Raw genomic sequence first — 12752 nt, forward strand, 5'->3', positions numbered from 1 at the left:
ATTAACGTTGCCTGGTTTGTGAAAAAGGTGTACTCAGCGCAAACACGGTGACAAAGAAAATTAAGGCCTCTGAACTCAATAGTATGACGTCCGTCATGCCGTAGAGTAATAAAAGAAGCAGGGTCGTCAGCAGCAGGCCATTTTTGTTTTTTAGTGCGTAAGCGAACATCGATATATAGGCAAAGAATAATATCGCTAGCCCGGGGATCCCTTGCAGTGAATATTTTTCAATAAACTCATTGTGCAGATGCACTTTGATAAACTCGAGTGCGGACGCAAGATGTGGATGCCCATTTTTCACATATTGCTGTGTCCATACTTCGCGGTCTTCAACTGATTGCCCTAAAGGATGGGCAAGTCCGTTTTGAATACCCACACTCCACATAGAGAAACGTGCGCCGAGCGAGGTTGCATCATTACCTTTTTGGTAATTTTCAACTTCAATTTGTGTTTGTTGTATCTTTGGTAAAATTAATGGCTTGTAGCTAACGACAACAATGCCCGCCACAATGCATAAGAAAATCAACGTTGATTTAAGATGTATTCTTCTGAAGTGGTAGAGCGTGAGTATAATCGCCAGGAGTAAATATAATCCCATTGCGGCACGCGTGCCCGTTAGAAGAATGACAAAGTAAGAGATTAATATGATGAATCCTGCGGCTACATACAGTTTTATATTTTTCTGTAGATAAAGGCTATATACAAACGCCAGTGACAGTACAGAGTAAACATAGGCCGACACGGTTGAACGGTTTATGGCCATCTCGATACGCCCCATACCCTGCGATGCTTGCCATAAGCCATAGCCAGTAGCAAGAATAAACCCAGCACCAGAAGCGTATAAGAAATATTTCTGGAAGGATGCTTGATCAATGTAAGACTTAAACCGGTCAAGATAGAATATAAGGATACTCGCCAGAATCAATTTTTTACTTGCACCGAGATAATCACTATAAACGTTCAAACCCTCGCTATGATACTCATACACCATATACCAGCTAAGGTTAAGCAACCCGATTAATAAAATCGGCAATGCGATAGTAAAAGGGCGCACTGTGATCTTTTTATATTCGCAAGCTAAACCGATGATGCTGGCATAAATTGCAATATAGAAAAACTCGCGCTGCTTACCTGAACTCAGCAGCGCCAGCGCAAGCGAAATAAGGCTCAAAATCAGCGTAAGCTGATAAAGCCGCAGTTTTACTTTTTCCATAATGCCTCAATGACCCTTTTTTTGTAGCTGAAACGTACATCTCTGGAGAAGAAAAAAGAGAAAGAATAAAGAGCGTTTACCCGCTGCTTAACCAGTTTGAGTTGCTGTTCAGTCAGATGCTGGCGGTGGTTACTGTAAATATCAAACCAGTGACAATTCACAAGGTGTCTAAATGATGGCGGAAATGTTTTTTCCATCTGTAGTGTGCATTCAACCAGCATAGCGATTTTACTGGCGTCGAGTCGACTCGACAAACTGTCGCTACGTTTAATGTAATAATAGTGTCCCTGACGCTGATAAACTATTTTACTCGATTGCATCAGCATGCCGGGAAATACGGCGAAATCTTCATAGCAGATCATCGAAGGAATCGGGTTGCTTGCATACAATTTTCGATGCATGAATTGCCCGATGAGATGTGCCTGAAAATCTTTGTGCTGCAGGAACCGCTTTATTGCTTCATGCTGTGACAACGCAACAGGAGAGAAACCCTGCCAGTCGGCGGTGATTTTCTTAGTGTCGCGAATTTCCAGCAGGCGCGTCAGTAACATATCAGGGCGTTCTTTTTTGAGAAACTCCACGGCGTCCCTGATGCTGCTTGGTTTCAATCGGTCATCGCTATCCAGCATGGTAATATATTCACCTGAGGCTAGCGAGAGGGCACTGTTTCGAACATGACCTACGTTACGGTATTCAACGTATCGCGATTGGACATTTGGAAACGCTGGCAGCCATGCTTCAATAATATCCTGCGTTGAGTCATTGGAGCTGTCGTTAAAGATAATGATCTCTACATCGTTGCCCGCACCATCAATTGCCTTTTGCAGGCTTTCCAGGGTTGCGTGAAGCGTATCTTTAGCGTTATGCGCGGCAATAATGATGCTTAGAAAAGCCATAGTAATTATTTTCCCTGAGCATCAAAGGAGTATGCGGTTGCGTTAGTTGTTGATAACTCGCAAATAAAATGTTTGAGGTCACGTAGCGATTCTTCAGTTACAGCGAAGAGTTCTTCTCTGCTCTGTGAGAAGTAATACCGCGTTTCAAAAACGTATGAGCAAATGTTGTCATCATTTCCAATTAGCAATACGTTGCCCAGCGGACGCTGTTCATAGTGGCAACAAGGCCCGAACAATAGGATAACTGGCACTCCGACGGCATCGGCGATGTAAACATTCCCCGAGTCAGAGGCGATATAACAATCCATTTTAGAAATGGCCCACGGCAGCTCTTCAAGCGAGATTTTGCCAATCAGATTAATAAAGTTGGGCAGTTCACCATAAGTGCGGGTGATATCGTCCATCCACGATTGTTCATTTGGGGCGCCAAAAACATAAAATTCGCAAGGCAGGTCAGCGAGACGATCGGCAATTTGCTTCCAGATGACCGGCGGAACGGTTTTCGCTTTATTCCCGGCGGCTACGCTGATGCCAATGCGGATCACGCCGGGTTTATCGAGGATTGCCGGATAGGTTGCGGGTTTGTAAAGTGGCTTTGTGGCGTGCTTTGGCGAGTCTTGCCAGGTTAAGGTGCGATCGGCCAGCTTGAGATAATTCGTGACCGAAAGAGTCTTCTTACCATGTTCAACAATACCGTCTGCCGTGGCATAGAAAATACCGTGATACCATCTGCGCGTGTAAGTGCTTAAAAACTGTTTCTTTTTAGCATTACACACGGAGGCGAAAAAGAGATTTACGCTGTTAGGTTGCAGGAGATAGACATTGTCATAGCGATTCATGATCCGGCAGGCAAAGACCAGTTTTCGCCACAGGTTACGCTTATGCTGCTCGATGAAAAAAATTTCATCGATTGTCTCATCATGCTTCGCCAGCGCACCCACGCTACGACTGATGAGTACGTCGCTTTTTTGAAGGTATGCCAGAAGGGGCGTTGCATTAACAAAATCGCCGATTTTAGCTGTCTGAATGACCAGGTTTTTACCTGTCTCTTTGCGGAACAGCTTCCGGATAAGCTTCACCGGAAAAAGTAAAATCAGCAGAAATACGTAACTCATGCGTTAGATATCCCTGTTGGAAAGCCAACGGCTGCCCTGTAAAAATGAAAAAATAGCATCTGCGCTGATATCCTTCGTTTGCTGGGTCGGGCTGACCATCTGATGCTGGTTCTTACCGTAACCCCCGATCAATCCGGGATCGGTCGGACCAAAAATCGTAATATTCGGACGATCCAGCGCCGCGGTTAAATGGCTTAAACCGGTATCAACGGAAACAACAGCATTCGCCCCCGCCAGCTGTGCAGCAACCTGCGCCAGCGTGAGTTTCGGCAATACCTCGACGTGCGAAAATCCTGCAGCCAGACGCTCTGCACGCTGCCGCTCATGTTCAGCGCCCCAGGGCAGTTTAATATGGATGCCGGTAGGTTGCATTAGTTCAATCAGGCTTCGCCAGTGCGTTTCCGGCCAGTGTTTATCGTCGCGAGTTGTGGCATGCAGGAACACAAGATAAGGCTGAGCACAGGGATCTGTATTGCGCAAAAAGTGCTGTGCAATGGCGTAGTCGCCTTGGGTTTCCGGTTTGGCATAGCCCAGGCTTTTTGCTAACAGCTCGCGTGTACGTTCGACGGCATGCTGTTGCTTTGCGATGTAGTGGCGGCGGTTATAGAACAGGCTCGCCAGCGGTTCGCGGGCGGTGTGCCAGTCCATGCCGTGCTTTATGCCGCGTGCCAGACGCGTCACCAGCGCAGCGCTTTTCACCAGCCCCTGGGCGTCGATGATAGCGTCGTAATGTTGTGCCTGCACCGCCTCACGGAAGGCTTTGCGTTCGGCTTTAATTGGCGCGGAGAACCACGCTTTGCGCCAGCGGCGAATCGCCACCGGGATCACGCGGTCAACCGCTTCATGCCAGGTGGGGATCTGCGCGAAACCTTCTTCCACTACCCAGTCAAAACGAATGCCGGGAATGGCCCGCATGGCGTCCGTCAGTGACGGCAGCGTATGCAGAACATCGCCCATCGAAGAGGTTTTAACGATCAGTACCCGCATTCGTTATCCTTCTTCGCTCAGCAGCAGTTCGTTAAGTTCTTCGAGAACGCGCTCTGGGGTAATGTCGATCAGGCTCTGATGGTAGCCTTCTGCGGCATCGCCTTTGCGCACTTTGTGGTAGCCGGTGATCAGGCGAATGACGCGCGCTTTATGAGAAAGCGGGGGCGTGAAGTCCGGGCTACTTGGGCCATACAGCGCCACAAGCGGGCGGTTGAGCGCGGCAGCGACGTGCATCAGGCCAGAATCGTTACTTACTACAGCCTTACAGGCGGCAATCAGAATAACCGCCTGTTCAAGCTGCGTTTCTCCCGCCAGGTTGCGGCACCAGGCTTGCTGTTCATTACTGAGCGTCGCGAGAATTTCGTTGCCTGCCTCGTGGTCCTTTGCCGAGCCGAACAGGACAATCTGGTAGCCTTCGTCAATCAGCTGTTTCGCCAGCTCCGCATAATGATAGTGCGGCCAGCGTTTTGCCGGGCCGAACTCGGCGCCAGGGCAGAAGCCAATCATCGGGCGTTCAGACGAAAGACCAAACGCGTTACAGGTCTGGGATTTTTCACCGTCGTTAACCTGAAGCTGTGGCCAGAGCAACGGCTGCGGCAGGTCTTTCGCACTGCGCATCACGCCTTTGTCATAGGCCAAAGCCACGTAGCGTTCCACCATCAGCGGCCAGGCCTCTTTATCCAGCACCCGTGCATCGTTCAGCAGGCCGTAGCGCATTTCGCCGCGCCAGCCGGTACGGTGCGGTATCCCCGCAAAGAAGGGCACCAGGGCGGATTTAAAGGAGTTTGGCAGGACATACGCCCGATCGTAGCGCTTCTCGCGCAGGCTATGACCGAGTTTGCGGCGTTCGCCGATTTCCAGCGCCCCGTGGCCAAGCGGCATCGGGATGGCTTCATTCACTTCCGGCATACGCGACAACAGAGGACGGCACCATGCAGGTGCCATCACGTCGATTATCGCCTGGGGATAGCGCGCCTTGAGCGTGCGATAGAGACTTTGCGACATCATCATGTCGCCCACCCATGACGGGCCGATCACCAGAATCTTCATACTTACGCGTCGCGGTTCAGCCAGGCCATATATTCCGTTACGCCTTCGGCAACGGTCTTGAACGGCTTGTCATAACCCGCTGCGCGCAGGTTAGTCAGATCGGCCTGCGTGAATGCCTGATAACGGCCTTTCAGCTTGTCAGGGAACGGAATGTACTCAATGCTGCCTTTTTTGTGATACGCCAGCGTGGCGTCAGCCACTGCCTGGAAGGACTCCGCGCGGCCGGTCCCCAGGTTGAAGATGCCGGATACGCCGTTTTCCCAGAACCACAGGTTCACTGCGGCAACGTCGCCTACGTAGACGAAATCACGCTTAAAGCCGTCACTGCCTTCGAACAGTTTCGGACTTTCGCCGTTATTCAGCTGGGTGTTCAGGTGGAACGCTACGCTTGCCATACTGCCTTTGTGGCCTTCGCGCGGTCCGTAGACGTTGAAGTAACGGAAGCCGACGATCTGCGAGTTCGCTTCTGGCAGAACCTGACGCACGTACTCGTCGAACAGAAACTTAGAATAACCGTAGACGTTCAGCGGCTGTTCATACTCGCGGGACTCGATGAAGTCTGAGGTGCGGCCGCCGTAGGTTGCAGCAGAGGAGGCGTACAGGAACGGAATTTCACGCTCCAGGCAGTAGTGCAGGATCTCTTTGGAGTACTGATAGTTGTTGTCCATCATGTACTTACCGTCCCACTCGGTGGTGGAAGAACACGCACCTTCGTGGAAGATGGCTTCGATCTCGCCGAACTCTTCGCCTGCCATAATCTGGATAAGGAAGTCTTCTTTATCCATGTAGTCAGCGATGTTCAGATCCACCAGGTTAACAAACTTGGTGCCGTCTTTCAGGTTGTCAACCACCAGGATGTCGGTGATGCCTTTGTCATTGAGAGCCTTAACAATATTGCTGCCGATAAAGCCCGCGCCGCCGGTAACGATGATCATAACTGTAACCTTTGAAGTGTGGAGCCCGGGGACAATCCCGGACGCTAATGTCTCTATCATATCATTAGTATGGCTGCCCTTCAGCCATTCACCTTCACAGCGCAGGGGTACGCGTGATTTATGCTGCAAAAACGACAAGAGATGACGTGTCATCTCGTCATGAACTATAGGTTTGGGTAATATGTCCCGAAATTTGCCGAGTCTGGAGAATTGCAATGCGTGGTGATTTTTACAAACAGTTAAACAGCGACCTCGACACCGCACGTGCGGAAGGGTTGTTCAAGGAAGAGCGTATTATCACGTCTGCCCAGCAGGCGGACATCACCGTTGCCGACGGCAGCCATGTGATCAACTTTTGTGCGAACAACTACTTAGGTCTCGCAAATCACCCTGAGCTGATTGCCGCTGCAAAAAACGGCATGGACACCCACGGTTTCGGCATGGCCTCCGTACGCTTTATCTGCGGTACGCAGGACAGCCACAAACAGCTTGAGCAAAAGCTGGCGAGCTTCCTCGGAATGGAAGACGCGATTCTTTACTCCTCCTGCTTTGACGCCAACGGCGGTCTGTTTGAGACCCTGCTCGGTGCAGAAGATGCGATTATCTCCGACGCCCTGAACCACGCTTCCATCATCGACGGCGTACGCCTGTGTAAAGCGAAGCGTTTCCGCTACGCCAACAACGATATGGTTGAGCTGGAAGCGCGCCTGAAAGAGGCTCGTGAAGCGGGTGCTCGCCACGTGCTGATCGCCACCGACGGCGTGTTCTCCATGGACGGCGTGATCGCCAACCTGAAGGGCGTGTGCGACCTGGCGGATAAATACGACGCGCTGGTGATGGTCGATGACTCTCACGCGGTCGGTTTTGTCGGCAAAAACGGCCGCGGTTCCCACGAATACTGTGACGTGATGGGCCGCGTGGACATCATCACCGGCACGCTGGGCAAAGCGCTCGGCGGCGCGTCCGGCGGCTATACCGCCGCGCGTAAAGAGGTGGTCGAGTGGCTGCGTCAGCGCTCCCGTCCGTATCTGTTCTCCAACTCCCTGGCGCCGGCGATTGTTGCCGCTTCCATTAAAGTGCTGGAGATGGTGGAGTCCGGCGCTGAGCTGCGCGACCGCCTGTGGTCCAACGCCCGTCTGTTCCGTGAAAAAATGAGCGCCGCAGGGTTTACCCTGGCCGGTGCCGACCATGCGATCATCCCGGTGATGCTCGGCGATGCGGTCGTCGCGCAGCAATTTGCCCGCGAACTGCAGAAAGAAGGGATTTACGTCACCGGGTTCTTCTTCCCGGTGGTGCCAAAAGGTCAGGCGCGTATCCGCACCCAGATGTCTGCGGCGCATACGCCTGAACAAATTGAACGTGCGGTAGAAGCCTTTACCCGCATTGGTAAACAGCTGGGCGTAATTGCCTGAGGACGTGTGATGAAAGCGTTATCCAAACTGAAAGCGGAAGAAGGGATTTGGATGACCGACGTGCCGGAGCCGGAAGTCGGTCATAACGATCTGCTGATCAAAATTCGTAAAACGGCCATCTGTGGTACTGACGTTCACATCTATAACTGGGACCAGTGGTCGCAGAAAACCATCCCGGTACCGATGGTTGTCGGTCACGAATATGTCGGCGAAGTGGTGGGTATCGGCCAGGAAGTAAAAGGCTTCAAAATTGGCGACCGCGTCTCCGGTGAAGGCCATATTACCTGCGGCCACTGCCGTAACTGCCGCGGCGGACGTACTCACCTGTGCCGTAATACCATCGGCGTGGGCGTGAACCGTCCGGGCTGCTTCGCGGAATATCTGGTGATCCCGGCCTTTAACGCGTTCAAAATCCCGGACAATATTTCTGACGATCTGGCCTCCATTTTCGACCCGTTCGGCAATGCGGTGCACACGGCGCTCTCTTTCGACCTGGTTGGTGAAGACGTGCTGGTCTCCGGCGCGGGCCCAATTGGCATTATGGCGGCAGCCGTGGCGAAGCACGTGGGTGCGCGCAACGTTGTGATCACCGATGTAAACGAATACCGTCTGTCGCTGGCGCGCAAAATGGGCGTCACCCGTGCGGTGGATGTCTCGAAAGAGAGCCTGAGCGACGTGATGGAAGAGCTGGGCATGACCGAGGGCTTTGACGTGGGTCTGGAGATGTCCGGCGCGCCACCGGCGTTTCGCACCATGCTCGACACCATGAACCACGGCGGTCGTATTGCGATGCTGGGTATTCCGCCATCGGATATGTCTATCGACTGGAACAAGGTCATCTTCAAGGGGCTGTTCATTAAGGGCATCTATGGCCGCGAAATGTTCGAGACCTGGTACAAGATGGCGGCGCTGATCCAGTCCGGTCTGGATCTGTCCCCGATTATCACGCACCGTTTCTCCATCGATGAGTTCCAGCAGGGCTTTGACGCGATGCGTTCCGGCCAGTCAGGGAAAGTGATCCTGAGCTGGGATAAGTAATCAAAAAGGGGCCTGAGGCCCCTTTTTTTATTGATTCTTTTTCTCTTCGTCCGTCAGGTAGCGCACCTTGCGAGTGTAGTCCTGACCTTTGAACAGCAGTTTGTTATCCGGTGATTCAAGATACTTTTGCCATTCTGAGAGAGGGAAACCGCCGTGCGCGCCAATCACCTCTTTCGGGACTACGGCTTCCTGCCCGCCGATCTTCTTGGAGACCGGCCAGTTCATCCAGTCACCCAGGTTAACCGTTTTTAAATCCAGCATGTCCAGCAGCGCGGCGAGCGGCAGCTGATCGGTCGGCGGCTGCGTGTCGTCCATCAGTTCCCAGGTATCCTGGAACAGCGTCAGCCACAGCGGGCAGATACGGCGCCAGGTTTTTTTAGTTGCCGCAAGAAACGCGCCGTTAACGTGATCGACCAGATAAGGGCGCACCGTCTCCTTGTAATACGCCGGCACTTTCTCCGCAGGCGCACCGTCCAGCTTGGCAATCATTTTACCCTGACGGAAGCTGGAGTAGATGTGCATATCGGCCATGTTGATCTCTGGCATCTTCAGCAAATTGAGATCGGAATCGATCATCAATATCCCTTCACCGCGAGCCTGTAGCGGGGCGTTAAGCTTCACCAGACGGCTGAGGTAGATCTGCTTATAGCGGTAACTTTCCTCACGAACGGGAAGGTTAAGCGTCACTACGCGGGTTTTAGGCGGCAGTATCCCAAAGGCAGATTCGGGTTGATCGCTGACGATGACGATTTCGCTCACCCCGGTGGCATAACGTTCCGCGAAGGTGGCAGAGAGTAATGCTTCTTCGACGAAATCTGCGCCGGTACACGGAATCACAATAGAGTCCACCGCAGCAAGCGCGCCCGTCATGGGAAGAGATCTGTAAGGAATGTTGTGTCGCCCGGTGATATGACGATAGCGAGCATTAAGAAATTTAAACATAGTTATCTCGTTTGGTCAGCGCGCGCCAAGCACGGCTTCGACACCGCTGACGTAGTTTTCAATGGCGTAGTTATTACAGACGTTCTGGTAAGCAGCTGCCGCCAGTCGAGCCCGCAGTTCCGCGTCTGCCCAGATATTGTCCAGATGTTGTGCAAGTTGTGAAACATCGCTCCAGGGGAAGAGCAGACCTGTCGAATCATGGTCAATCAATTCTGCCGTGCCGGTCACCTGAGAGCCAATCACGGGGATATTGAGAAGCATCGCTTCCAGCACCACGCGCGGTAGCCCCTCGCTTTTTGAGGCGAGGATAAAGGCGTCAAACGTAGCGAGGTAATCAAACGGGGTGTTCTGAAAACCGGTGAAGATGACGTGATGTTCAATGCCCAGCGCTCGGGCCTGTTCCGCTAAAGCGCGGCGTTCGGCGCCTTCGCCGACCAGCACCATTTTCCATTTCGCCTGCGGATGCTTCTCGCTGAACTGTGCCAGCGCCTCCAGCGTGTGGTGATTGGCTTTGCGAGGGATTAAGGAGCCAATACTGCCGAACACAAACGTGTCGTCATCAATATTCAGGCGCTGGCGCATCGCGCGCCGGTCAGGCAAAGGCTGGTGGATGTCGATGGCATTATTGACCGTCGTACACAGTTCGGGCCGGACGCCATGCTGAAGTAACACGCGTTCAACGCCGTGCGAGACGGCGATGATTTTTGTGGCATGGGCATTAACCATCTTTACCAGAGGTGGGGTCAAAACAGGTTCAATGCGGCAGTGTTGGATCACCCGCGCCTGCAGGTTCGCCGCCGCCAGATAGCCTTCTTCATTTGAGCCAGGTTGGTTATTCATATAGAGCGTATCGAAACCGCCCTGCGAGAAAAGAGTTTCGATCTTGCTGACGTTAGGCCTGATGCGCCACATAATATCCACGTGACGCGTTAATGCCTTGCGGGCGCTGCGCGAGAAAAACAGCAGGCTACGTCCCGCTTCCTTCAGCAATTTGGCCCAGACCGGCTGCGGGCGTTGAGGGAGCACGATGAGCGGGATCCCGATGCCGTTGAGCACCTGGCCAATCGTCTCACCTTCAGCACGACTATAATCACTGTAAAAACAACAGGTAATATCGAATTTATCGCGATTGATTCGCTTCAGGAGCTCAAGCATACTGTTGGTGCCTCCCCCCCATTCTTTACCCGTATCCAGGAGGAGAATTTTACTTTTGTGCGGCATGTCTGAATCCGTGTGCTACCCTTCATCTGACAGCATTATAAAGAATCTGTTGAAATAAAATAGATTTTTCTATTTTATTGCGCTTCAGGATTAGAGAAAATTTCAAGCGCGTTTATTTTAAAAGTGTGATTCAGGACTTTAACCATCTCTACTCATTTATATAGTATTAATAATATTAATTTAGGCTGCTATTGAGAGTGGGAAAATGTTTAAAATAACGGTCTGCTTATTAACGTTTAATTCTGAGAGATTGTTGCATGATGTTATTCCGCCTCTTTTAAAAATAGCGGATGAAGTCGTTGTGGTTGATTCAGGTAGTACGGACAAAACACGATATATTTGTGAAAGCTTTGGACTGCTCCCGGTCTATAAAAAATTTGTCTGGCATGGCGAGCAGATGAACCATGCCATATCCTTAGCCGGCAATGACTGGGTCCTGTGCATCGACAGCGACGAAATTCTTGATCAGGAAACGGTTAATGCCGTTTTAACGTTAAAAGCAGGCGATGAGCCAGACCCGGGAATGGCATGGCAAATATGCCGCCACTGGTTTGTTCTGGGTGAGGAAGTCCGGACGATTTATCCCGTTTCATCCCCTGATTATCCTGTGCGTCTTTTTAACCGTAACCAGTCCCGGTTTAATAACCGACCGGTAGACGATCAGGTCGAAGGTTTTCTCCGTTGTGAACGTATTCCGGGTTATGTAAAACATGATACGTTTCCCACGCTGCACGAGCTTTTTAATAAATTAAATTGTTATACAACCCGCCTGGTTCAACATCAAAAAATACGGCCCTCTGTTGGGCGCGGCGTAATCAGCGCCATCGGTGCTTTTTTCAAATGGTATCTTTTTAGCGGCGCCTGGCGTAAGGGCAAAGTGGGGGGGGCAACGGGACTGTATGCCACAGCCTATAGCTTTTTGAAGTATTTCAAATCCTGGTATCAGCATCAGGAAAAAAAAGAGTCCGTTGCTAACGAGCAGACGGACTCTCAGATTGCGAAATAAGCGTCAGGCTTTCTTACCCCATCCCTGCCACTGCTGCTGGACGTATTTCACCAGCGTACTGTTACTGATGCTGTCTCCGATGACGGAGAAGAAGCGGGTCGCATAGACCGGTTCAAGCGGCTGCTTCGGTACACAGCGCTTCACGCCGCGGAACGGATTACGCGGCGCTGTCGGGACGGGCTGCGCAGAATTCGGTGTAGAGGTATCCACCTGCGGCTCATTCAGTAGATCGCTCGGCCGTACCAGCGTGATATCGGAAGGCAAGGTCGGCAGCATCTGCTGCAGGACGCGAACGGTAGACGGGTGCGGGTGACCGATGGCGATGGCTGAGCCATTGCGGCGGGCCAGCTGTACCGCGCGATTAAACTGCATGCGGATATCGGCTTCGTTCTGGGTATCATCCAGGAACACCTTGCGCTTAATTACCTTTACGCCCGTTCCCTGAGCGGCACGCATCGCCTGGCTGTTGCCGATGGTCATGCTGTCGAGGAAGTAGAGGTTGTAACGCTCCAGCGCCTGCATCACTTTGAGCATCCCGTACAGGCTTGACGTCATCGCGCTGCCCATATGGTTGTTCAGCCCTACGGCATACGGCACTTTGTTGTAGGCGTCACGGATGATGCGCTCGATTTCCTCGCTGCTCATGTCCGGGCGCAGGGTATCTTTTTCCAGCGGCTGCTTGCTGAGAGGTGCCATTGGCAGGTGGATCAGCACCTGATGGCCGCTGCTGTGTGCTTTGGTCGCCATCTCACGCGCGTGGGGCGCATTTGGAAGGACGGCGACAGAGATGGCCGACGGCATCGCCAGCACCTGATTTTCATAGTGCGGACGATAACCGAAGTCATCAATCACGATAGCGAGTTTACCTGCGTATACCGGTGCAGCCAGCGCCAGCGCGCTGACGACGGAGAAAACCATTCGACGAAATTGAAGCAAA

12 protein-coding genes are annotated in these 12752 nt (G+C 52.1%); 3 read left to right on the forward strand and 9 right to left on the reverse strand.

The annotated features are described in order from the left end of the window. Position 1 precedes the first annotated feature (1 nt). Genes UR504_RS16550 through rfaD form a run of 6 tightly spaced genes read right to left on the reverse strand, consistent with a single transcriptional unit; the run spans position 2 to position 6196 of the window. A complete protein-coding gene (locus UR504_RS16550; protein ID WP_274241566.1) occupies positions 2 to 1213 on the reverse strand; it encodes an O-antigen ligase family protein in 1212 nt (403 codons plus the stop codon). Next, positions 1201 to 2109: a glycosyltransferase family 2 protein gene (locus UR504_RS16555; RefSeq protein ID WP_302237266.1), complete on the reverse strand. Its 909-nt coding sequence runs from the start codon at positions 2107 to 2109 to the stop codon at positions 1201 to 1203. The genes UR504_RS16550 and UR504_RS16555 overlap by 13 nt, the downstream gene beginning before the upstream one ends. Positions 2110 to 2114: 5 nt before the next feature. Then, positions 2115 to 3224, reverse strand: coding sequence for a glycosyltransferase family 9 protein (locus UR504_RS16560; RefSeq protein ID WP_302237268.1), 1110 nt, complete (start codon positions 3222 to 3224; stop codon positions 2115 to 2117). A gap of 3 nt (positions 3225 to 3227) precedes the next feature. After that, positions 3228 to 4211, reverse strand: a complete 984-nt coding sequence (gene rfaC, locus UR504_RS16565; RefSeq protein ID WP_302237271.1) for a lipopolysaccharide heptosyltransferase RfaC — start codon at positions 4209 to 4211, stop codon at positions 3228 to 3230. 3 nt (positions 4212 to 4214) lie between these two features. Then, positions 4215 to 5261 (reverse strand): ADP-heptose--LPS heptosyltransferase RfaF, encoded by a 1047-nt coding sequence (gene rfaF / locus UR504_RS16570; RefSeq protein ID WP_032661897.1) that lies wholly within the window; start codon positions 5259 to 5261, stop codon positions 4215 to 4217. Positions 5262 to 5263: 2 nt separating this feature from the next. Continuing rightward, positions 5264 to 6196, reverse strand: a complete 933-nt coding sequence (gene rfaD / locus UR504_RS16575) for an ADP-glyceromanno-heptose 6-epimerase (RefSeq protein ID WP_008502707.1) — start codon at positions 6194 to 6196, stop codon at positions 5264 to 5266. A gap of 215 nt (positions 6197 to 6411) precedes the next feature. Here rfaD and kbl point away from each other — a divergent pair, with 215 nt between their 5' ends. Both kbl and tdh read left to right on the forward strand, forming a co-directional pair. Next, on the forward strand, positions 6412 to 7608 hold the full coding sequence (gene kbl / locus UR504_RS16580; RefSeq protein WP_115876700.1) for a glycine C-acetyltransferase: 1197 nt from the start codon (positions 6412 to 6414) through the stop codon (positions 7606 to 7608). A 9-nt stretch (positions 7609 to 7617) separates the two neighbouring features. Further along, a complete protein-coding gene (tdh, locus tag UR504_RS16585) occupies positions 7618 to 8646 on the forward strand; it encodes an L-threonine 3-dehydrogenase (RefSeq protein WP_111964308.1) in 1029 nt (342 codons plus the stop codon). 27 nt (positions 8647 to 8673) lie between these two features. Here tdh and UR504_RS16590 read toward each other — a convergent pair whose 3' ends face one another. Together UR504_RS16590 and UR504_RS16595 are read right to left on the reverse strand one after the other, a co-directional pair. Beyond that, on the reverse strand, positions 8674 to 9588 hold the full coding sequence (locus UR504_RS16590; protein ID WP_320739924.1) for a hypothetical protein: 915 nt from the start codon (positions 9586 to 9588) through the stop codon (positions 8674 to 8676). A 15-nt stretch (positions 9589 to 9603) separates the two neighbouring features. After that, complete coding sequence (locus tag UR504_RS16595) at positions 9604 to 10809, reverse strand: glycosyltransferase (protein ID WP_302237279.1); 1206 nt, start codon at positions 10807 to 10809, stop codon at positions 9604 to 9606. A gap of 205 nt (positions 10810 to 11014) precedes the next feature. Between UR504_RS16595 and UR504_RS16600 the strand changes: the two genes are divergently transcribed. Next, positions 11015 to 11815 (forward strand): glycosyltransferase family 2 protein, encoded by an 801-nt coding sequence (locus UR504_RS16600; RefSeq protein ID WP_320739925.1) that lies wholly within the window; start codon positions 11015 to 11017, stop codon positions 11813 to 11815. A 3-nt stretch (positions 11816 to 11818) separates the two neighbouring features. Here UR504_RS16600 and UR504_RS16605 read toward each other — a convergent pair whose 3' ends face one another. Further along, complete coding sequence (locus UR504_RS16605) at positions 11819 to 12751, reverse strand: divergent polysaccharide deacetylase family protein (protein ID WP_115876696.1); 933 nt, start codon at positions 12749 to 12751, stop codon at positions 11819 to 11821. Position 12752 lies beyond the last annotated feature (1 nt).

This window comes from Enterobacter sp. 241F3 (assembly GCF_034106785.1).
Taxonomy (GTDB): domain Bacteria; phylum Pseudomonadota; class Gammaproteobacteria; order Enterobacterales; family Enterobacteriaceae; genus Enterobacter; species Enterobacter vonholyi.

What these genes read in the sequence shown, in the direction of transcription:
- UR504_RS16555 (WP_302237266.1), bottom strand. Translation starts at nt 2,109, where the DNA reads ATGGCTTTTCTAAGCATCATTATTGCCGCGCATAACGCTAAAGATACG.
- rfaD (WP_008502707.1), bottom strand. Translation starts at nt 6,196, where the DNA reads ATGATCATCGTTACCGGCGGCGCGGGCTTTATCGGCAGCAATATTGTT.
- kbl (WP_115876700.1), top strand. Translation starts at nt 6,412, where the DNA reads ATGCGTGGTGATTTTTACAAACAGTTAAACAGCGACCTCGACACCGCA.
- tdh (WP_111964308.1), top strand. Translation starts at nt 7,618, where the DNA reads ATGAAAGCGTTATCCAAACTGAAAGCGGAAGAAGGGATTTGGATGACC.
- rfaC (WP_302237271.1), bottom strand. Translation starts at nt 4,211, where the DNA reads ATGCGGGTACTGATCGTTAAAACCTCTTCGATGGGCGATGTTCTGCAT.
- UR504_RS16550 (WP_274241566.1), bottom strand. Translation starts at nt 1,213, where the DNA reads ATGGAAAAAGTAAAACTGCGGCTTTATCAGCTTACGCTGATTTTGAGC.
- UR504_RS16595 (WP_302237279.1), bottom strand. Translation starts at nt 10,809, where the DNA reads ATGCCGCACAAAAGTAAAATTCTCCTCCTGGATACGGGTAAAGAATGG.
- UR504_RS16600 (WP_320739925.1), top strand. Translation starts at nt 11,015, where the DNA reads ATGTTTAAAATAACGGTCTGCTTATTAACGTTTAATTCTGAGAGATTG.
- UR504_RS16560 (WP_302237268.1), bottom strand. Translation starts at nt 3,224, where the DNA reads ATGAGTTACGTATTTCTGCTGATTTTACTTTTTCCGGTGAAGCTTATC.
- rfaF (WP_032661897.1), bottom strand. Translation starts at nt 5,261, where the DNA reads ATGAAGATTCTGGTGATCGGCCCGTCATGGGTGGGCGACATGATGATG.
- UR504_RS16590 (WP_320739924.1), bottom strand. Translation starts at nt 9,588, where the DNA reads ATGTTTAAATTTCTTAATGCTCGCTATCGTCATATCACCGGGCGACAC.